We start from the raw sequence: 18,647 nt of genomic DNA, 5'->3' as shown, positions 1-18,647 counted from the left end.
CGAGCGGAAGGCAACGGCGCTGGGTGATGCGGTAGAGCCTAACGCCGCTCGCCCTCGGCCCGGAACCACCGGAAGCCGTATCCATCGAGCGCGATCGGGGCGGACGCATCGTGCATGTCGCGGTCGTCCCCGTTGCAGAACAGGGGACGCCACCGCCCGACGCCGTCGGCCGGCACCCGTACGCTCATGGCCTTGTCGGCCAGATTGTGAAGCAGCAGGACGGTCTCGCCGCGCCAGTCGTAGCGCAGGGCGAGAACGCTTGATTCCCCCGTCTCGAGAATGCGGCAGGCGCCCCAGCCGATCTCCGGGCACGCCCGGCGCGTGCGAATGAGCCGCTGTACCGTGCTCATCAATGACCCGTCGAGATCGTGCTGCGCGACGACGTTTACCTTCCGATAATCGAAGCGCCCGTCCGATACGACGGGGCGGGTGAGACGGCTCGCCGGCGCGGTCGAGAATCCTGCATTGGGCTCGTCGGACCATTGCATGGGCGTACGCACGGAGTTGCGCTCTTTGAGCGAGAGATCGTCCCCCATGCCGATTTCGTCGCCGTACCAGACCACCGGCGTGCCGGGCAGCGAGAACATGAGGCTGAAGGCGAGCTTGAGCCGCCGCTCGTCTCCGCCGAGCATGGGGGCAAGACGCCGCCGGATGCCGCGTTCATAAGCCTGCATGTCGGGATCGGGCCCGAAGGCCGCGAAGACCTCCTGCCGCTCCGCATCCGACAGACGGCCGAGGTCGAGCTCGTCGTGATTGCGCAGGAAGCTCGCCCATTGGGCCTTCGGCGGAATGGGCGGCGTTTTCTCCATGATGGAGCGGATGGGTTTCGCATCGCTGCGCGCCAGCGCCAGAAAGAGGTGCTGGTTCAGCATGAAGTTGAAGATCGTGTGGAGCCGGTCCCCCGAAGGTCCGAAATATTCGTCCACCTGATCCATGGTGATGTTGGCCTCCGCCAACAGCATCGCCTCAGCGCGCCGCCAGGAGACGAAGTCGCGCAGCTCGACCAGATACTGGTGCGGGTCCTCCTTCGGCTTCTCATCGGCCGGAATGCCGCGATACTCGATCAGGAACGGCACCGCATCGAGCCGGAACCCGGACACGCCGAGCTGCAGCCAGAACCCCATCACCTTCTCGATCTCCTCGCGCACCTGCGGGTTCGCGATGTTGAGATCGGCCTGATGCTTGTAGAAGCGGTGCATGTACCATGCGCCTGCGACCTCGTCGTAGGTCCAGGTGGTGTCCTGCACGCCCGGAAACACAACGCCTTCGTGAATGTCCTTCGGCTTCTCCTCCGACCAGACGTACCAGTCGCGATAGGGCGAGTTCGGATCCCGCCGGGCCTGCTGGAACCAGGGATGATCGATCGACGTGTGGTTCGCCACGAGATCGACGATGACCCGCAGCCCCCTGTCCTCCGCCGCGTGCGCGAAGGCGACGAAGTCGCCGAGGGTGCCGAGACGGGGATCGACGCCGTAGAAATCCGTGATGTCGTACCCGTTGTCGCGGTTGGGCGTGGGATAGAACGGCAGGAGCCAGATGCAGGTCGCGCCGAGCGCCTCGATGTGATCGAGCCGGTCGGCGAGACCGCCGAAATCGCCGACCCCGTCTCCGTTCGAGTCCATGAAGGTCTCGACGTCGACGCAGTAGATGACCGCGTTCTTGTACCAGAGATTGAGCATGCCCCGCGATCCTAACCGATCATCCGGGCGGCGCGTTCTCGGTCCGCCAGCCGTCGGTCCGCAGGCTTGGCCTGCCTGGCGCCGAGATGCCACGCAGCCATGACGGCGCCGGCGAGGCAGCCCAGCGCTGTCGCGGCCAGCACGCCACGGGCGGTCGTGCCGGAGACCGACATCACGCGCCTGCGTGACCTTGCGCCGAACCGCCCTCTCGTACCCGGGTCGCCGGGAGGCGCATCGAACAGATTTCCTTCGCGGGGCCGTGCCGGGTCGTCGGTCATCTGCCCGTCCCAGGCCCTTCGCGCCATCATGCGGTCGAGGAGCCCCGGCGCCACCATCGTCCCGAGGATCGCCTGGATGGTGGGACCGCCGATCCAATATTCCCGCGGCGCGTCCCGTGCGGCACGCACGATCGCGTCCGCGACCGGCTCCGGCTCATGAATCGGCGGAACAGGCTGCAGGCTCCGCGTCAAATGGGATCGCGCCCAGTCGAACTGCGGCGTATCGACGGCCGGGAGTTGCACCATCGTGAGGCGGACGCGACTGTTCTCGTGCTGCAGCTCGCTGCGCAGCGAATCCGTGAAACCGCGCACGGCGGCCTTTGCGGCGCAGTAGGCCGACTGCAGGGGAATGGAGCGGTAGCTCAGCGCAGAGCCGACCTGCACGATCGTTCCTGCGTCGCGCGCTCGCATGTGGCGCAAGGCAGCCAGCGTGCCGTGGACCTGCCCCAGATAGGTGACGTCGGTGACGCGGCGGATCTCATCGGGCGTCAGGCTGGTGACGGGGCCGAACACGGACGCCATGGCGTTGTTGACCCAGACGTCAATGCGCCCCCAGGTCTCGACCACCTGCGCGGCCGCCGCCTCGATCCTGGCCGCGTCGGCGACGTCGGCCTCGATCACGAGAGCTGTTCCGCCGGCCGCCTCGACATCACGGGCGGCGCTCGCGAGCCGCTCGCGCCCGCGGGCGATCAGGGCCACGCGCCACCCGTCCCGGCCGAACGCCACCGCGACGGCGCGGCCGATCCCCGCCGAAGCACCGGTGACGACGGCGACGGAGGCACCGGCCCCGTGCCCTCGCTCCGCGCCGAAAGCTCTCGCGCCGGTTCGACGCGTGTCATGAACGTTCTCAGTCACAATGGGCCCTTCGGGACGAACGGAAGATTTGCCTTGGTATAAGGCTCCTCCGACTGGGCGGTTCCATGCGTCCCCGGGGCGAAGCGCCTCCCGGTCAGCGCACTTTCACCTGGTCCTTGATGCGGGCGAAGAGAGAGCGGTTGACGATCCGCTTCTTCAGGAGGTCGTCGACCGCGCGATAAGGCCGTCCGCGCACGATCGCCTTGCCGATGAGGCCGGCACCGCGCAGCGAGTTCAGCTCCTGCACGGAGGCTGCGTTGAGGTCCACGAGACCAGGCGGCCGCACGGCCGCGGCGACCGGTGGGACGCCCGCCACATCGCCCGCAGACGCGACCTGGGTCCGGAGCGGCACCGGCTCGGATTCCGGAACCTTCACGACCTTGGGCTCCTCCCTCGGCGGGGCCGGAACCGCCGCCGGGGTGCTGCCCGTATAGGCCGGAATGTCGGCGGGCTCGAGAATGGGCACGGACGCGGCGGCAACGGGCTCCGCGACGACGGGATTGGGATAGGCCTTCGGCGGGTCGATCTTTGGAGGTTGCGCGATCGCTGCGCGGACCGGTGCGGCCGGCTGCGGCGGAGAGGTCGTCATCAGACCGGCGCCGGAGGGTTGGATCGTCGAGGCGACCTGCGCGTCGGGCTCGTCGCCGGGCGGAGGCAGAACCAGCCATCCGGCCAGGACGGCGATGCTCACCAGAACGACGAAGCGGCCCCAGAGCGGAAGACCGCCGCCGTGATCGACAGGGCTGTGAGCCCGAGGAAGGTCACCAATCTGCATGAAAGCCTCGCGGATTGACCTTTGGATCGAGCGTTTTGGTAGAAGCCGGATGTGGCGCAGAAAAGGCAGCTTACGATACGTCAAGTCCAAAGCATTCCCGGATCCGGCTCTTCGGAGCAGTCTTTCCTCCTTTCGGGTGAGATCCTGTGTTACGTCTTCGGCGGAGGGTGAGACGGCTTGGCGGCGCCCCTTAAAACGCTGGTGGAGAAGACGGAAAATCCTGATCAGCAATGCCGGGCCGCTCGATAGGATAGCCGTGCCGACTACCGGTTTTCAGACCAGAAGAGACTCTGCTCTCTAATCCGATTTCATTAAGTCGAATGACCAGGAAGAAAAAATATACGCGAATACTGTAACGGCTGTGGACATCAGGGCCGAAAACTGGCCGAAACCGTTGGGCGGCAGGCGAAATTCAGGACTGAGTGCCACGCGTCGATCCATCATGCCGAGTGCCATGCCGCCATGAGGCTCCCGGAGATTGTCGCGGTGGATTCGATGTCGAAAACCCTCGCTGGCTTGAGGACCCACCGGCGGCTCTGCGACCTTGATGGAAACAAGAGCCCGGAGCTATGCGCCCCGGGCCCTCTTTCATTCGGCAATGCCGCGCGATCAGCGACGGTCGGTGGTGCCGGACCTGTTGAGACCGTTGCGGCGCTCGTCCTCCACGTCGACCTCCGTGCTCCGCACGGTGTCGGAGATCGTCTCCGTGCGCTGATCCACGTCCTTGCGAACGACGAGTTCCTCCTTCACGCGGGCCTCCTTGGAGACGACGGCTTCCTGGCGGCGCTCCTCGGCCTCGATCGTCCGATCCCGGAAGGCTGCGTCGGCATCGCTCAGGGGGCGGTCGACCGGGCGCCGCTCCACGTGCACACGTTCCTCACGCAGGTTCACCTGCTCCTGAACGGGGCGCTCCACCATATGGGAGTGGATGCGCACGCGGCCGCCGCTCACGTCGCGCTTGCCGACATGAAGCTCCTCCTCGACCACCGGGATGACCTCGTCGCGGCCTGTTGCGCCGGCGAGCGAGTCACGACCCGAGGTCGAGACGCCGGCCGAGCGCGTTGCAGCGCTGCCGGCCGCGAAGTCCGGTCCGGTCTCGGCGTCGCTCGCAGCCATTGCGCTCCGTCCCGCCAAGGCATCGCGTCCGGACATCACACCGGCAGCCGGAATGCCCGCGCTGGTGCCGCCGGTCCAGCCTTCGGAACGCCACGTGCTCTGGCGCTCCTCGAAGTCGACCGTACCTTCGTCATCGAGAATGCCGACGATGCGCGTGACGTTCTCTTCGCTCGATCGCACCGTCACCAGCGCGCCGCCGCGACGCACGCCCTCCGCATAGGCATGAGCGTCGTTCTCGTCCACGCCTACATCGACCAGGGAACCGGCAAGGCCGCCGATCGCAGCACCCGCGCCGGCGCCGATGAGCGTGGGCACGAGCCAGCCAGCCGCCACGACCGGACCGAAGCCCGGGATCGCCAGCATGCCGAGGCCCGCCAGCAGTCCTGCGCCGCCGCCGGCGAGCGTGCCAACTGTCGCACCGGTCGCGGCGCCGTCATGATCGTCGTCGTCGAAGCGGCTGTTCTCGTCCCAGGTGCGCTTCGCATGCGAGGAATAGCGTTCGCCCTCATTGTTGGCGATCAGGCTGATGTCGCTTCGCGGAATGCCGGCGGATTCGAGTCGGCGAACCGCGTCGGCTGCATCGTCGTAGTTGTCGAAGAACGACGTAATGGTTTTATCGGCCATGGAGAAAGTCCTTGATTCTGGGGACCGGGTTATGCCCTGTCCCTGCTGCGTGATTTCGTCGGTCGAGAGGTGCGTGCGTCACTGCGCCTGAACGTTGCCGCGGTAGTCGATCGCGACGCTCACCGAGGCGCCGTTGCGCATGGCCTTGCCGCGCCAGATTCCCTGATCGTCCTTGCGCAGATCGGTCACGTTCGTGAAACCCTGCGCTTCGATACGGGATCGCGCCTGTCCTTCCGTGAAGCTGTTGGCGCCTGGTTCGAGGGAGCCGGTGCTCTCGGGACTGCCTTTTGGCTTCACCGTGACGGCCGGATTCGACGAGCCCGTGCCGTTGCCTGACGGCGCAGTCGTCGATGATTGAGGTGTCGTGGGTTGGGTGCTGGTCTGAGCGATGGCCGCTGTGGTCAGAACCGACAGCGTCGCCAATGTCGCGAAAGCGAGGCGCACGGATGAATCTCCCGTTGTTCGTAGGTACAGGGTCTCAATGTGCGACCGCTTTCGGGGTTCCTCCGGCCGCGCTTGTCGGATGACATCTAGTCCTGCGTTTCTTGCGACGAACTTTCCTCGGAACCTGCTTCGTCGGCCGCCAGGCGCTCGACGACGGCCTGCTGCCGGCGTAGGTTCACGGGCATCTCCACGTGCTCCGTCGTGACACTGCGGCGGATATGGAGCTCTTCCCGGAGCACCAGCCGCTTCTCGACAACGAGGACTTCCTCCACGACCGGAACGATCACGACGTCGCCCTCGGTCCTGATCTCCGGCGGCGCATCGACCGGTCGGTCGACCGGGACCCGGGTGATGTCGACGGTCTCACTTCGCAGGTCGGCACGGGCGAGCTCCTGCACGACGTCGGTGGCGGTTCTCACGCGCACACGCGCGCTCACGCGTTCATGCACGTCGACCCGCAGCGTTTCCTCGACAAGAGGCAGAACACTGTCGTCGGGAAGGCCCTTCCGGGAGGGTGAATCTGTCATGGGATCGGTCCAGGTTGGAACATCCAACGGATGCGGAAAGCCATCGTTCCGTTTGGGCCGCCGGGGCTTCGGCAGAGGGAAGACGAATAGGACGTTTGTCCGACCAAGGCGCCTTCAAGAGCCGCACCATTTCCAGGCCTTGTCGTGGAGCGCGACCTTTGCTGTTGTGAATGCCTCCGATGCGTCGGCTTTCCTACCCCTTTCGGCGACCAATAGCCCCTTTGAGGAACTACAAAACGGTGGCCGTTTTCTTCAGCCTGATCTCGCAACCTCACGTTTCCGTGATCTTTACCGGCGCGTGCACCTGCTCAGAAAACAATTCCTGTTTTCGCGGAGGACTATTTGCTTCGACAGAGCAAGACGTTCGAGAATCGCGGCGCCGGCATCGCAGGCAACTTGCGCGACGACAAGGATCAGCCCGATGCTCCTCTCACCTTGGGGGCGGCGATCCGACGGAACGCGTACCTCTTTTCGCGCGAGCCCGCGATCGTCTGCTCCACCTCCGCGCCGCTCACCTACGGCGACTTAGGACGCCAGATCGACACCGTGCGCCGGCATCTCCGCGATGCCGGATTCGATCGCGAGGCCCGGATCGGCGTGATGATGCCGAACGGGCCCGAGGCCGTTCTCGGCATCGTGGCCCTCTCCTGCTGTGCGGTCGCCGTGCCGCTCGACCCTCGCTTGACCGAGGCCGAGATCGATCAGAGGCTCGGCCGCCTACACCTGAGCGCCTTGGTCCTGCCGCATGACAGATTCGAAGTAATCCGCCCCATTGCGGAGCAGCACGGCGTCGCCCTCATCGAGGCAGCGCCCGCAGGATGGCACCGCCTCGGCCTCGCGCTCGACATCCCGGCTATCGGCGCTCCGGCATTGGACGAGGAGCCCGACCCGTACGCTCCCGCCTTCATCCTGCAGACCTCGGGCACCACGGCGCAGCCCAAGCTGATCCCCTTCAGCCATGCCAACATGCTGGCGGCCGCGATGCGGATGCAGGCTTGGTTCGGGCTAACCCCGCGCGACCGCTGCCTCAGCGTATCCCCACCCTTCTATTCTCACGGTCTGAAGGTGACGGTCTTTACGCCGCTGGTCACGGGCGGCAGCATCGCTCTTCCGGCAAATGCCGGGCATCTCGATCTGCCTGAGTGGTTCGACGCATTGCGTCCTACCTGGCTGTCGGCGGGGCCGACCCTGCATCGGGCATTGCTGGATGCCACACAAGGGATCGCGGATGTGCAGAGCCTCCACACGCTGCGCCTGCTCATTTCCGGCGGCGCGAAGCTGCCCGACGACGTGCGGGAGGATCTGCAGGCCGTTCTCGGCGTGCCTGTCTTCGAACATTACGGCTCGAGCGAAGCCGCACAGATTGCCGCGAACTGTCCACCTCCCGGCGCAAGCAGGCCCGGCACCTGCGGCCGTCCCTGTCCGGGCACGCTTGCGATCATGGGCGAGGATGAAGAACCGGTTGCGCCGGGCCTAAAGGGCGAGATCTGGGTGCGCGGGCCGACCGTCATCCAGGGTTATCTCGACGCCCCCGATCTCAACCGCGCCGCCTTCGTGCGGGGCTGGTTCCGCACCGGGGACATCGGGAGCCTGGACGATGACGGGTTCCTGTCCCTCCACGGTCGCCTGAGCGAGCAGATCAACCGCGGCGGCGAGAAGATCGCTCCCGGCGAGATCGACATCGCGCTCCTGCGTCATCCCGACATCGCGGAGGCGGCCGCCTTCGCGGTCCCGCACCCACGTCTTGGCGAGGACGTTGCGGCCGCAGTGGTGCTGCACCCGGGCGCACGGACGACGCCCGCGGAGCTGCGTCGTTTCCTTCAGCAAGACCTCGCTTCGTTCAAAATTCCGCACCGAATCCTCGTCCTCGACGCTTTGCCGAAGGGAACGACCGGGAAGGTGCAGCGCCGGCGACTGACGGAGATGATCGGCCCACAAGGCCGCGCCAACGCCGCGCCGCCTGGACGCCCGGCATCATCTCATCTCGAGGCCGACCTTCTGCGCCTGTGGAGACGATTGCTGAAGTCGGAGGCCCTCACCGTCGACGACGACTTCTTCGAGAGCGGCGGCGATTCGCTCCTGGCGACCGAAATGCTCATCGAGGCGGAACGCCTCGTCGGTCACCCTCTGCCCGAAACGATCATGTTCGAAGCGGAGACCATTCGCCGGTTCATGCCGCGCATCGCCGCACAGGCGGCTGCACCTCCCGCGCCTGTGTTTCAGTTCCACACGGACGGGGACAGGCCGCCGCTGTTCTTCTTTCACGGCGACTTCGCCAGCGGCGGCTTCTATGTCCGGCGCATGGTGCATCTCCTTGGGCCGGATCATCCCATCATCACCATCGATCCGCACGGCCTGCACGGCGAGCCGATTCCGTCGTCCATCGAAGCGATGGCGGCCGACCGGCTGCCTCACATCCTGGAGCGGCAGGCGAGCGGGCCGTTCCTGCTCGGAGGCCAGTGCAACGGCGCCCTCGTGGCCTTCGAGGCCGCGCGCCTGCTCATGGCGGCGGGACACAGGGTCGAGATGGTTGCGATGGTGGACCCGCCGACGGTGAGCGCGCGGCCGATGATGCGAACGATCCTGCGACTGGCACAGCACCACGTCTCGCCGCAACGCCTCGCCCGCATCTACGATCAACTCGGACGGCTCGAGCGGGTCCTGAAGATGTCGCCCGGCGAGTTCCTCGCCAAAGCGCATGACGTCGTGGTCAACACGGACGATCGATTGCCCCCGTCGTTCCGACGGCAAGCCTTCACGGTCGCAATGGCCCGCTACCTTCCGGCTCCGCTTGACGTCCCGGTGGTCTTCTACTCGGCAAGTCATGACGGCCGCGCCTGGCGTCGCCTGAGCGGCAATCTCGAGGTGATCGAGGTGCCGGGCGGACACGACTATTGCCTGACCACAGGCGCGGAGCTGCTGGTGCAGCACCTGCGGCACCGGATCGATGCCTTGTCCGAGGTCCCGGCCCGTTTGCGGTGATCGCAGCGCCACGCGTTCCACGCCGCCGCAATCCGAAACCATGTTGCCTCAGGTGCGTTCACCTTCCGCGCGGATCTCCAGCACGACCGCTGCCGGTCCGCCCTTCAAAGGAGCACCTCGATGCGTGCACTTCTCCTCGGATCGTTCACTGCTGCTGCGCTTGCTTTCGGAACCGCTGGCGCGATCGCCCAGACCCCGGTTCCGAACGCCAGCGGATCGCAGGTCACCGCCCCCGGCACCTACCGGGCCACGGCCTACCAGAACCGGGCTCAGCACCCGACCATGAAGCGCCAGGTCGCGACGACTAAAAAACATCATGCCGCCAGCAAGAAGCACCACATGACGAGGCGCGGGCATGAGGTCACGACCACCGGCAGCGTCCGTCGCGCGGTTCCCGTGCCGAATGCGAGCGGGTCACAGGTGACGAGCCCCGAAACCTATGGTGCAAGCGCCTACCAGCACCGACGCTGAGGCGATCGGGAGCACCGCCGCGCCCGATGCGCGACGGTGCCTCATGGTTGCAGGTCGTTGAGAACCTGGCCGGTTTCCAGGTCGAAGGGCGCCGAGACGTGCTCGTGCGCGATCCTCCATCGCCCCTCGGTCCGGCGGCAGCCGACGCTGACGCGCATCCAACATGACCGCTCCTCTCCATGGGCGTCGGTGCCGCCGCATCGGCCCAGGTAATGTCCGAAAGCCACATCGCCGCCGGTCTCGATCGCGAGATCCCGGATCTCGAAAGTCTTCGTGCCGTCGCATAGGTCAATGCAGGCGTCCCAGTGCTGGCGGTAGCCGTCGATGCCACAGATGCGCAGCTGCGAGACCGCATCGAACGCCACGACGTCCGACGCATAATGGGACGTGATCGCCCCCACATCCTTCGCACGCACCGCCCTCGCCCATGAGAACAGCAGATCCCGCACCTGATCCTCGGAGCTGACGACGAAGGCTGCGGTATCCATGGACCTCTCCTCGGGCAGGGGTGAAGTGGGGAAAGCCGGCTTTCCCAGGACGAGACGTCGCCCTGCTCCGGCGTCGGGAGAACGGGCGCGAACATGCCCGTCCGTTTCGACCTTGACAATTCTGTTGATATCAACATATAATTGAGCATGTCAAGCCAGGACGAGCTTCCCTTCGATATGACCCTGCGGGTCCGGGACACCTGCATGTGCCTGCACGTGCAGCGCGCCGCGCGCGCGGTCGCGCGACGCTACGACGAGGCCCTGCGACCCATGGGGCTGACGAACTTCCAGTTTTCGCTTCTGATGTCGCTCAACCGCCCGAAAGCACCGACCATGGGCCAGGTGTCGTCGCTCCTTGCCATGGACCGCACGACACTGACGGCCAATCTGAAGCCTCTGGAGCGGCGCGGCCTCCTTACCGTGTCAGCCGACCCGGAAGACCGGCGCAGCCGCCTCCTGGCGCTGACCCCGGCCGGCCGTTCGCTGCTCGCCGCCGCGATGCCGGCCTGGGAGAAGACGCAAGAGGCCGTGGAGAAGCTCGTCGCCGAGGCCAGCCCCGACCTCCTGCGGGCGGAGCTGCTCGCCCTGTCGTAGCAAGTCAGCTCTGCGGGTCGCGGAAATAGGGCTCAACCTTGCCCTTGAGCTTGATGGTCATCGGGTTTCCGGCGCGATCCTTGGCATTGCCGGCGGTGACGCGGACCCAGCCTTCACTGACGCAGTATTCGTCCACATTGGTCTTCTCGACGCCGTTGAAGCGGATGCCGACGCCGCGTTCGAGCAGGGCCTCGTCGTAGAACGGGCTCTTGGGGTTGGAGGACAGGCGGTCGGGCGGGGTGTCGGTCATGATTGTGTGGTCCGGTTGGTTCTGGTCGGCCGCAACCTAACCGCTCCCGCCGCGCCTGCCAATGCAGGCCATCGGACGGACTCAGCGGGTTTCGTGCGCCGCTACCCGCTCGGCCGCACGGCGCCAATGGACCTCGCCCTCGTATTTGCGGTTCACCTCGTCCAGTTCCTGGCGGATCTCGCCCACGCGCCATTCCGCCTGGCGCAGCTGTCTCTTCCTCCGCTGCAGAAAGGCAGCCAGCAAGACCGCGAGGAGCCCGGCGAGATCCGTCAGGCCCGTGAACGTCCAGCGGAAGAGGTCGTCGGTCCCGAGCCTGAAGACGAAGAGCGCCATGGCGGCGAGAAGCAGGGTGAGCAGCGCGGCCGTAACGCTGCGGAACAGAAGCGCCAGCAGCACCGGGGCCCCTAGGGCCACCCAGAAGCCGGGATGCAGGGTCCGCGCCAAGGCGAGTGTCTCGTCGCCCCAGCGCAGCAGCGCGGGCCAGAGGTCCCGAAAGAGCGTCTCCACCTCGATCATTCCCACCTCCGCCCATAGCCATCGGCGCCCGGTCGTGGCCACGATAGCAGACGAGATATCGTTTTCCGAGCCGTGGGCCTCGTTCATGGGCTGATCTTTGGGGGGAACCGAAACGCATTACCTACGGTTGCGTCGTACGCTCCATTTCGATCATGAATCGGGCAGCGACTCGCGCATATCCTTCCCCGGACCGGCCTGATCCCTCCTGATCACGGACAAGCTGCCGTCCGTTTCGAGGATCACCGCCGCCGCCTGCGCCGCATCGGCGACGCCGCTTGCACGAAGCGCCGCCGTCACCTCGTCGCGGGTGATCCGCTGCGTCCGCATGGCTCCCTCGAGAAACCGGCCCTCCCGCAGGAGCAGGGTCGGCTCGTTCTTGACCATCGTGCGGAAACCCGGCGAGCGGACGGACAGCCAGGTGATGCCGAATTGCAGGACGATCAGGAGCACCATCGCCAGAACGCCTTCCGCCAGCGCCACGCGGTCGGACAGCAGGATCGTCGCGAGGGTCGAACCCAATGCGACGGTGACGACAAGGTCGAAGGCATTCAGCTTGGCAAGGCTCCGTTTGCCGGAGATGCGCAGGATCGCGACGAGAGCCACATAAGCCAATGTGCCGACCACTAGAACGCGGCCGAGCCCGGACCATGAGTCAAAGAACACTGCTTTCACCCTCCGGGATTCCGGCCACGAGGATGTCCCGTGCGGCCTTGATCCGCGACCGGATGGCGCTCCGATCTATCGGCACGAGCGCGGCCGCGTCCGCTGTCTCGGCGAGCTTGGCCAGATGGCGCAGCACGGCGGCCTGCGCCTCGCGGGTTCGAACGGCAGGGGCGAGCTGGCCCAGGATATCGGCCATGCGGATCAGCACCGCAGGCACGTCGCGGCCGGCTTGACGGATGGCGTCGAAGGCTGCGTCCACCAAGCCCTGCACGTCGGAGCGCTGGGCGATGACGCGAACCCTCCCCTCTGTGTCACGCAGCATCGTGCGCTGGAGCGGGCGCTGAAAGATCTCTTCGATCGCGACGCCGAGCCGGTCGATGACGGCCACGGCCGTGTACGGGTCGTTGATGCCGGGCGAGAGAGCCCGCAGGCCGATTTCCACAAGCTGGCGCAGACCGTATTCGAGGTCCTGCGCCGGGCTTCGCTCGCGATCCACCACGAAGGCGCTCCTGAGCGCACCTGCCGCCTCCTTGCCGAGCGCCCTCTCGCCGTGCACGACGACGTGCTCGCCCGACTGTAGAACGAAGTGGCCCGCCCGCACCTTCACCTCGAGCAGCACCTCCTCCCGACAGGCGACGGAGACGAGATGCGCATAGTCGATGACCTGGATGTAGCCGCTCCGGCCGATGGACAGGGTGCCAACCCTGGCGGGCATCCGGTCCGGCGGCGTGTCCTCCTGGCCCCGATCGTCGTCGGGAAGCATGCTGCGGATGCTGCTCTGAAGCTCGTCCGCCACCCGGGCGACGATGTTGTCGGCGATGATGGAGCGGGCGATCTTGTGGACATAGAACAGCAGCGCGAACAGGCAAACCACCGTCAGCGCGCTGCCGATCGTCACTGCGAGATGCGGAACGGCGTTGGTGCCGAGGGTCTCGTCCAGGCTTCGCAGCACCACCAGCACATACAGGATCGTGCCCAGGAAGAGCCCGAGCACGGTCTGGATCTGCCTGTCCGCCATGAAGGTCGGCACGAGGCGTGGCCCGAGTTGGTTTGCCGCCAGCGTAAGGATGACGAAGGTCACCGATACCACGAGCGACGTCATGGTCATGAGACCTGACAGGAGGCTCGACAGCAGGCCCCGCGCGCTGCTGGCGTCGCCGCCATAGAGCCACCAGAGATCGGCATCCTCCCACCGCGTTACGAAGGCGGCCTCCGAGGTGAGGATCCAGAATGCAAGCGAGAGGAACATCGCGCTGATGACGAGCGGGATGATCCAGAGCTGTCCCCGCAGGAGGACGACGATGTTGCGGATGCGGCTCATGGACGATCAGCCGGATGGGACCGGACAGCGTCCGCCAGGCCGCATCCGGTCCGGCCGTCGCACGAACGCCCCCGCAACCTGGTCAGCGCCCCAACGCGCGCATGCCCTGCTCAGGGTACCGGGTTCCCGCGGCGGCGCCGGGTGGAATGATGCGGTCGACCCGATCGAGATCCTCCCGCGTGAGGGTCACGCCGAGCGCACCTACGTTCTCCTCCAGATACCGGCGCCGCTTGGTGCCCGGGATCGGCACGATGTCGTCGCCCTGCGCCAGCACCCATGCAAGCGCGAGTTGGGCAGGTGTGCAGCCCTTCTCGCGCGCCATGGCCTCGATCTCGCGCACGAGGTCCAGGTTCTTCTGGAAGTTCTCACCCTGGAAGCGCGGCGCGTTGCGGCGATAGTCGTCCGCGTCGAGGTCATCGATGCTCTTGATCTGGCCGGTGAGGAAGCCGCGCCCAAGCGGGCTGTAGGGAACGAAGCCGATGCCGAGCTCGCGCACGACGCCTAGGATCTCGTCCTCCGGGTCGCGGCTCCAGAGCGAATACTCGGTCTGGAGCGCCGTGATCGGGTGCACTGCGTGAGCGCGGCGGATCGTCTGCGGCCCCGCCTCCGACAGGCCGAGGTAACGGACCTTGCCGTCGCGCACGAGATCGGCCATGGCCCCGACCGTGTCCTCGATCGGCGTCTCCGGATCGACGCGGTGCTGGTAGTAGAGATCGATGGTCTCGACGCCGAGCCGCTTCAGGCTCGCGTCGCAGGCCTGACGCACGTACTCGGGCTTGCCGCTGATGCCGAGGAAGGTGCCGTCGGGGGCGCGCATGTTGCCGAACTTAGTCGCGAGCACGACCTGATCGCGGCGATCCCGGATCGCGCGGCCGACGAGCTCCTCGTTACGGCCGACGCCGTACATGTCAGCGGTGTCGAGGAAGGTGACGCCGAGATCAATGGCCCGGTGGATCGTGGCGATGGCCTCGCCCTCGTCGCGGCCGCCGTAGAAATCCGACATGCCCATGCAGCCGAGGCCGATGGCGGAAACCTGCAATTGACCGAGTCGACGCTGCTGCATGGGAACCTCCTGGGTTATGAGCGATCCGGCGTGAACACGCCGCAATCCACCTGCCGATCAGACGGTGCGCGTGCCGTAGGCATCCGCCATGACGGCGATGTCGGCCAGCTTCGCGTTGAAGATGGTCCAGTCGTCCCGGTCGGCAATGGGTGCCCAGGTCGCCTCCACGTCCTCGATCAGCATGGTGTAGGGCGAAGTTCTGCCGAAATAGGGATGGTCGAGCCGGGCATCGGTCGCCGGCTCGAAGCCTTCGAGCGCCGTATAGACGCTCCTGAAGGCAGGCAGGGCGTAATAGGGAGCCGAGGGGCTCTGCGCCGCGCGCTTTTCGCTCGCGAGCCCGCCACGCCAGTCGAACAGGGTCTGCTCGAACGGCGCCTTGGATTCGTTCAGGAAAGTCCACAACGCCCTGACGAGCAGGCCGTCACGCTCGAAGCCCGCCGAAGCGAGGCCGAGGCGTCGCAGCAGGGCGGCAGGGAACTCGCGATGGAGCGCCGGCTCGAACGACTTCAGGGCATGTTCGAGCTCCGCCTGCGGCGCCAGCGGCAGCAGGCATTCGGCCAGCCGGAACAGGTTCCACAGCAGCGCGTCCGGCTGCCGGCCGAAGGCGTAAAGCCCGGTTTCGTCGAAATAGGCGGCCGTGAAGGCCGGGTCGTAGGCAGGAATGAAGCGCCAGGGCCCGTAATCGAAGCTTTCGCCGGTGACGTTGATGTTGTCCGTGTTGAGCACCCCATGGACGAAGCCGGCCGCCATCCACTGCGCTCCCATGCGCGCCACGCGACCGGAGACCTCCTCCAGGAACGCGACCGCGCGAGCCGGTTCATCGTCGCGCCAGATCTGCGGCATGTAGGTTCGAACCGTGTGATCGAGGAGCTTGCGGATGTTCTCCGGCTCGTCGAGGAAGAGGAAGCGCTGGAAGCTGCCGATGCGGATGTGCGAGTGGCTGAGGCGCACCAGCACCGAAGAGCGTGTCGGCGACGGCTCGTCGCCGCGCTCCAGTTCCTCGCCGGTCTCGATCAGGCTGAAGCTCTTGGAGGTCTCCACGCCGAGCGCCTCCAGCATCTCAGTCGCCAGGACCTCGCGCACGCCTCCTTTGAGGGTCAGGCGCCCGTCCGCATGCCGCGACCAGGGCGTCTGGCCGCTGCCCTTGGTGCCGAGGTCGAGGAGGCGTCCATCCGCGACATCGTGGAGCTGCGCGAACAGGAAGCCGCGCCCGTCGCCCAGATGAGGGTTATAGGTACGGAACTGGTGCCCGTGATAGCGCAGGGCCAGGGGTGAGCCGAGGCTCCCCGGAAGAGGTTCGAAGCGGCCGAAATGGGCGACCCACTCCTCATCCGTCAGGGTGTCCAAGCCGACCCGCGCGGCCCAGCCCTGATTCCGGTAGCGCAGCAGGTGCTGCGGGAAGGCGGCCGGGCTGACGACGTCGTAAAAGTCGGAACCGAGGCTTTCATGGCGGGTCGAAGGACGGGCGGTCGCGGATACGGGCATCGGGAACCAAATGCATTGCAATCGAGACAGGTCAACGCGCCAGACGCGGTTTCGTCGCCGAACACACGCTCTATCACCGGCATCCGTACCGAGGCGTGAACCCGAGGGAGCGATCCGGGTTGACGGTTCATATGTCCATCACGGAAAGGTCCCATGCTCAAGCTCATCCGCAACCTCATCATCCTCCGCCAGGCGTGGAAGCTCATGAAGCGTCGCCGCTAGGCCGCTGCCGGGCCAGGTGTCGAGCAGCACCCGAGGGTGTAAGCTGGGCCTGAACGCTCCACCTGCCCGAGAGCCCCGATGCCGAAATCCGCCACGCGCCGCAGCCCCGTCCCGATCGACCTCGCGCTCCAGGGCGGCGGAGCGCACGGCGCCTTCACCTGGGGTGTCCTGGACCGGCTGCTCGAAGAGACCTGGCTCAGCTTCGACGGCATCTCGGGCACCTCGGCCGGCGCCATGAACGCCGCCGTTCTCGTAGACGGCTTCGTAAAAGACGGACCCGATGGGGCGCGGGCAGCCCTCGAGCATTTCTGGCGCAGAGTGTCTGATGCGGCGCTTCTCAGCCCGTTCCGGCGCACGCCGCTCGACATTCTGCTGGGGCGCTGGTCCCTCGACAACTCGCCCGCCTTCGTGGCTTACGACATCCTGGCGCGGGTGGTCTCGCCCTATGACCTGAACGTCATGAAAGAGAACAACCCGCTGCGGGAGATCCTCGAGGCGACGGTGGATTTCGGCCGCCTGACCCGGGCCTCTATCAAGCTGTTCGTCACCGCCACGAACGTGCAGACGGGCCAGGGCCGCGTGTTCCACAACGAGGCGATCACGGCGGATGTGCTGCTGGCATCAGCCTGCCTGCCGTTTCTGTTCCAGGCGATCGAGATCGAGGACGAGCCGTATTGGGACGGCGGCTATTCGGGCAACCCGACCATCGCGCCGCTCGTGAACGAATGCGGAGCCGACGACATCGTCCTCGTGCAGGTGAATCCGGTCGAGCGTCTCGGCACGCCGCGCAGCGCCCGCGAGATCGCGAACCGCATCAACGAGGTCTCGTTCAACGCCACCCTGCTGAAGGAGCTGAAGATGATCGCCCTGCTCCGGCAGGTGGCCAATCCGGGCAACTGCGAGGGCGCCCTGTGGGCCAAGATGCGGGTCCACCGGATCGCGAGCGCCGCCATGACCGAGCTCGGCTACTCGTCGAAGCTCAATGCGGAATGGGATTTCCTCTGCCACCTGCGCGACGAGGGCCGGCGCTCGGCGGAGGGCTTCCTGAAGGACCACGCACGGCACCTGGGCCGCCAATCGAGCCTCGACCTCGACGCCTTGCTGGAGGAGTGACGCCTCGTCCGTTCGGCGGGGTTCCACCGCCCTGCGGGCCTGTGCCAATATCACCCGACTGCCCCGTGAGGAGCACCCCTGACGGGTGCCGCTCGCGGCACCGCAGCTCAGAAAGGATGCCGAACCCGCAATGGAACGCCTTCGCCGCAACATCCTCGCCGGCCTTTTGACCGTGATCCCGCTCTGGATCACGGTCTGGATGATGTGGTTCATCCTCGACTACATCATCTATCTCGGCCGGCCGTTCGTCTTCGCGCTGGCGGGCGCGATCCGCCCCTATGCGGACGACGTCTCCGACCTCCTCGTCCGCGCTTGGTTCCAGTCGGCCATCGCCATCGTGATCGTTCTCGCAGCCCTCTACCTGATCGGGGCGGCGACGAACGCCGTGGTCGGGCGCCGCATCCTCCGCCTCGTGGACAGCCTGATCGACCGGGTTCCGCTCGCCAAGACGATCTACGGCGCCACCCGCACCCTGATCGATTCCGTGCGGAGCGGACAGCAGGGCGGCCAGAAAGCCGTGCTCATCGATTTTCCGCATCAGGACATGCGCGCCGTCGGGATCGTGACGGCGATCTTCCACGCGAGCGACACCGGCGAGGAACTCGCGGCCGTCTACGTTCCGACGACCCCGAATCCGACCTCCGGCTACGTGGAGATCGTGCCCACCCGCCGCCTCGTCTGGCTCGACTGGACCGTCAACGACGCCATGTCCTTCATCGTGTCGGGCGGCGCCATGACCCCGAAGGGCGTGAGGATGACCCCGGGGCCCCGTGCGGCGAATGTCGATGCCATCGACAGGTCCGAGCGGGAGGCGCTGCCGGAGACGACCGCGCCCTGACCGTCTCAGCGCGTGCGCCGCGCGATGATCCAGACGGCGTGGACGATGCCTGGAATGTAGCCGAAGATCGTCAGCAGGATGTTGAGCCAGAATTGTCCGCCGAATCCGACCGTGAGGAAGACGCCGACGGGCGGCAGCAGGATCGCCAGCAGGATGCGGATCAGGTTGCTCATGAGTGGCTCGACCGTTGTATTGACCTGAGCGGGAACGCCAGGAGGTCCGGCCTGTTCCAGCTCGAAGACGTCATCCGCGCTGAACGGTTCAGCGTCTGAGGGGTTCACACGGGAAGACGAACCTCAGGACCGGGGGATTCGATGGGAATGGGGAACGAAGGCTCCTTCTG

19 protein-coding genes are annotated in these 18,647 nt (G+C 66.4%); 5 read left to right on the top strand and 14 right to left on the bottom strand.

What is annotated here, in order from left to right; translation table 11 throughout:
- Positions 1–38: 38 nt before the first annotated feature.
- From DES45_RS16825 to DES45_RS16800, 6 genes are all read right to left on the bottom strand, one after another.
- The gene (locus DES45_RS16825) at positions 39–1,679 is read right to left on the bottom strand and encodes an alpha-amylase family protein (protein ID WP_114771172.1); all 1,641 of its coding nucleotides are present in this window, start codon (positions 1,677–1,679) and stop codon (positions 39–41) included.
- Positions 1,680–1,690: 11 nt separating this feature from the next.
- Positions 1,691–2,812, bottom strand: a complete 1,122-nt coding sequence (locus DES45_RS16820) for an SDR family oxidoreductase (RefSeq protein ID WP_114771171.1) — start codon at positions 2,810–2,812, stop codon at positions 1,691–1,693.
- Positions 2,813–2,906: 94 nt separating this feature from the next.
- Positions 2,907–3,587, bottom strand: coding sequence for a helix-hairpin-helix domain-containing protein (locus DES45_RS16815; protein ID WP_245571756.1), 681 nt, complete (start codon positions 3,585–3,587; stop codon positions 2,907–2,909).
- 609 nt (positions 3,588–4,196) lie between these two features.
- On the bottom strand, positions 4,197–5,327 hold the full coding sequence (locus DES45_RS16810; RefSeq protein ID WP_245571755.1) for a YsnF/AvaK domain-containing protein: 1,131 nt from the start codon (positions 5,325–5,327) through the stop codon (positions 4,197–4,199).
- Between the two features lie 78 nt (positions 5,328–5,405).
- Complete coding sequence (locus DES45_RS16805) at positions 5,406–5,771, bottom strand: PepSY domain-containing protein (protein ID WP_114771170.1); 366 nt, start codon at positions 5,769–5,771, stop codon at positions 5,406–5,408.
- Positions 5,772–5,857: 86 nt separating this feature from the next.
- Positions 5,858–6,298, bottom strand: coding sequence for a YsnF/AvaK domain-containing protein (locus tag DES45_RS16800; protein ID WP_114771169.1), 441 nt, complete (start codon positions 6,296–6,298; stop codon positions 5,858–5,860).
- A gap of 342 nt (positions 6,299–6,640) precedes the next feature.
- On the opposite strand from DES45_RS16800, the gene DES45_RS16795 reads away from it, so the two are divergent.
- Positions 6,641–9,280 (top strand): AMP-binding protein, encoded by a 2,640-nt coding sequence (locus DES45_RS16795; RefSeq protein WP_245571754.1) that lies wholly within the window; start codon positions 6,641–6,643, stop codon positions 9,278–9,280.
- Positions 9,281–9,400: 120 nt separating this feature from the next.
- Positions 9,401–9,751: a hypothetical protein gene (locus DES45_RS16790; protein ID WP_114771168.1), complete on the top strand. Its 351-nt coding sequence runs from the start codon at positions 9,401–9,403 to the stop codon at positions 9,749–9,751.
- A 41-nt stretch (positions 9,752–9,792) separates the two neighbouring features.
- Here the strand turns inward: DES45_RS16790 and DES45_RS16785 are convergent, their stop codons facing one another.
- Positions 9,793–10,239 (bottom strand): YybH family protein, encoded by a 447-nt coding sequence (locus DES45_RS16785; protein WP_114771167.1) that lies wholly within the window; start codon positions 10,237–10,239, stop codon positions 9,793–9,795.
- A gap of 147 nt (positions 10,240–10,386) precedes the next feature.
- On the opposite strand from DES45_RS16785, the gene DES45_RS16780 reads away from it, so the two are divergent.
- Positions 10,387–10,833: a MarR family winged helix-turn-helix transcriptional regulator gene (locus DES45_RS16780; protein ID WP_114771166.1), complete on the top strand. Its 447-nt coding sequence runs from the start codon at positions 10,387–10,389 to the stop codon at positions 10,831–10,833.
- A gap of 4 nt (positions 10,834–10,837) precedes the next feature.
- Here DES45_RS16780 and DES45_RS16775 read toward each other — a convergent pair whose 3' ends face one another.
- From DES45_RS16775 to DES45_RS16750, 6 genes are all read right to left on the bottom strand, one after another.
- The gene (locus tag DES45_RS16775) at positions 10,838–11,083 is read right to left on the bottom strand and encodes a DUF3297 family protein (RefSeq protein WP_114771165.1); all 246 of its coding nucleotides are present in this window, start codon (positions 11,081–11,083) and stop codon (positions 10,838–10,840) included.
- Between the two features lie 81 nt (positions 11,084–11,164).
- Positions 11,165–11,686 (bottom strand): hypothetical protein, encoded by a 522-nt coding sequence (locus DES45_RS16770; RefSeq protein WP_114771164.1) that lies wholly within the window; start codon positions 11,684–11,686, stop codon positions 11,165–11,167.
- 63 nt (positions 11,687–11,749) lie between these two features.
- On the bottom strand, positions 11,750–12,262 hold the full coding sequence (locus DES45_RS16765) for a DUF421 domain-containing protein (RefSeq protein WP_114771163.1): 513 nt from the start codon (positions 12,260–12,262) through the stop codon (positions 11,750–11,752).
- A complete protein-coding gene (locus tag DES45_RS16760) occupies positions 12,252–13,583 on the bottom strand; it encodes a DUF2254 domain-containing protein (protein WP_114771162.1) in 1,332 nt (443 codons plus the stop codon). The genes DES45_RS16765 and DES45_RS16760 overlap by 11 nt, the downstream gene beginning before the upstream one ends.
- An 82-nt stretch (positions 13,584–13,665) precedes the next feature.
- Positions 13,666–14,646 (bottom strand): aldo/keto reductase, encoded by a 981-nt coding sequence (locus DES45_RS16755; RefSeq protein ID WP_114771161.1) that lies wholly within the window; start codon positions 14,644–14,646, stop codon positions 13,666–13,668.
- A 57-nt stretch (positions 14,647–14,703) separates the two neighbouring features.
- Positions 14,704–16,131 (bottom strand): protein adenylyltransferase SelO, encoded by a 1,428-nt coding sequence (locus DES45_RS16750; protein ID WP_114771160.1) that lies wholly within the window; start codon positions 16,129–16,131, stop codon positions 14,704–14,706.
- A gap of 300 nt (positions 16,132–16,431) precedes the next feature.
- Here DES45_RS16750 and DES45_RS16745 point away from each other — a divergent pair, with 300 nt between their 5' ends.
- Together DES45_RS16745 and DES45_RS16740 are read left to right on the top strand one after the other, a co-directional pair.
- The gene (locus DES45_RS16745) at positions 16,432–17,466 is read left to right on the top strand and encodes a patatin-like phospholipase family protein (protein WP_114771159.1); all 1,035 of its coding nucleotides are present in this window, start codon (positions 16,432–16,434) and stop codon (positions 17,464–17,466) included.
- A gap of 130 nt (positions 17,467–17,596) precedes the next feature.
- Positions 17,597–18,304 (top strand): DUF502 domain-containing protein, encoded by a 708-nt coding sequence (locus DES45_RS16740; protein WP_114771158.1) that lies wholly within the window; start codon positions 17,597–17,599, stop codon positions 18,302–18,304.
- 5 nt (positions 18,305–18,309) lie between these two features.
- Here the strand turns inward: DES45_RS16740 and DES45_RS16735 are convergent, their stop codons facing one another.
- Entirely contained in the window at positions 18,310–18,477 is a 168-nt protein-coding gene (locus tag DES45_RS16735) for a YqaE/Pmp3 family membrane protein (RefSeq protein WP_114771315.1), read from the bottom strand.
- Between the last annotated feature and the right edge of the window lie 170 nt (positions 18,478–18,647).

Source organism: Microvirga subterranea (genome assembly GCF_003350535.1).
GTDB classification, from domain to species: Bacteria; Pseudomonadota; Alphaproteobacteria; order Rhizobiales; family Beijerinckiaceae; genus Microvirga; species Microvirga subterranea.
The sequence above is the reverse complement of the archived record's forward strand: the minus strand, read 5'-3'. Positions and strand labels throughout refer to the sequence as shown.

Excerpts from the sequence above, each read along its gene's own strand:
- DES45_RS16825 (WP_114771172.1), bottom strand. The coding sequence starts at position 1,679 with ATGCTCAATCTCTGGTACAAGAACGCGGTCATCTACTGCGTCGACGTC.
- DES45_RS16815 (WP_245571756.1), bottom strand. The coding sequence starts at position 3,587 with ATGCAGATTGGTGACCTTCCTCGGGCTCACAGCCCTGTCGATCACGGC.
- DES45_RS16810 (WP_245571755.1), bottom strand. The coding sequence starts at position 5,327 with ATGGCCGATAAAACCATTACGTCGTTCTTCGACAACTACGACGATGCA.
- DES45_RS16800 (WP_114771169.1), bottom strand. The coding sequence starts at position 6,298 with ATGACAGATTCACCCTCCCGGAAGGGCCTTCCCGACGACAGTGTTCTG.
- DES45_RS16790 (WP_114771168.1), top strand. The coding sequence starts at position 9,401 with ATGCGTGCACTTCTCCTCGGATCGTTCACTGCTGCTGCGCTTGCTTTC.
- DES45_RS16785 (WP_114771167.1), bottom strand. The coding sequence starts at position 10,239 with ATGGATACCGCAGCCTTCGTCGTCAGCTCCGAGGATCAGGTGCGGGAT.
- DES45_RS16780 (WP_114771166.1), top strand. The coding sequence starts at position 10,387 with ATGTCAAGCCAGGACGAGCTTCCCTTCGATATGACCCTGCGGGTCCGG.
- DES45_RS16775 (WP_114771165.1), bottom strand. The coding sequence starts at position 11,083 with ATGACCGACACCCCGCCCGACCGCCTGTCCTCCAACCCCAAGAGCCCG.
- DES45_RS16770 (WP_114771164.1), bottom strand. The coding sequence starts at position 11,686 with ATGAACGAGGCCCACGGCTCGGAAAACGATATCTCGTCTGCTATCGTG.
- DES45_RS16760 (WP_114771162.1), bottom strand. The coding sequence starts at position 13,583 with ATGAGCCGCATCCGCAACATCGTCGTCCTCCTGCGGGGACAGCTCTGG.
- DES45_RS16755 (WP_114771161.1), bottom strand. The coding sequence starts at position 14,646 with ATGCAGCAGCGTCGACTCGGTCAATTGCAGGTTTCCGCCATCGGCCTC.
- DES45_RS16750 (WP_114771160.1), bottom strand. The coding sequence starts at position 16,131 with ATGCCCGTATCCGCGACCGCCCGTCCTTCGACCCGCCATGAAAGCCTC.
- DES45_RS16745 (WP_114771159.1), top strand. The coding sequence starts at position 16,432 with ATGCCGAAATCCGCCACGCGCCGCAGCCCCGTCCCGATCGACCTCGCG.
- DES45_RS16740 (WP_114771158.1), top strand. The coding sequence starts at position 17,597 with ATGGAACGCCTTCGCCGCAACATCCTCGCCGGCCTTTTGACCGTGATC.
- DES45_RS16735 (WP_114771315.1), bottom strand. The coding sequence starts at position 18,477 with ATGAGCAACCTGATCCGCATCCTGCTGGCGATCCTGCTGCCGCCCGTC.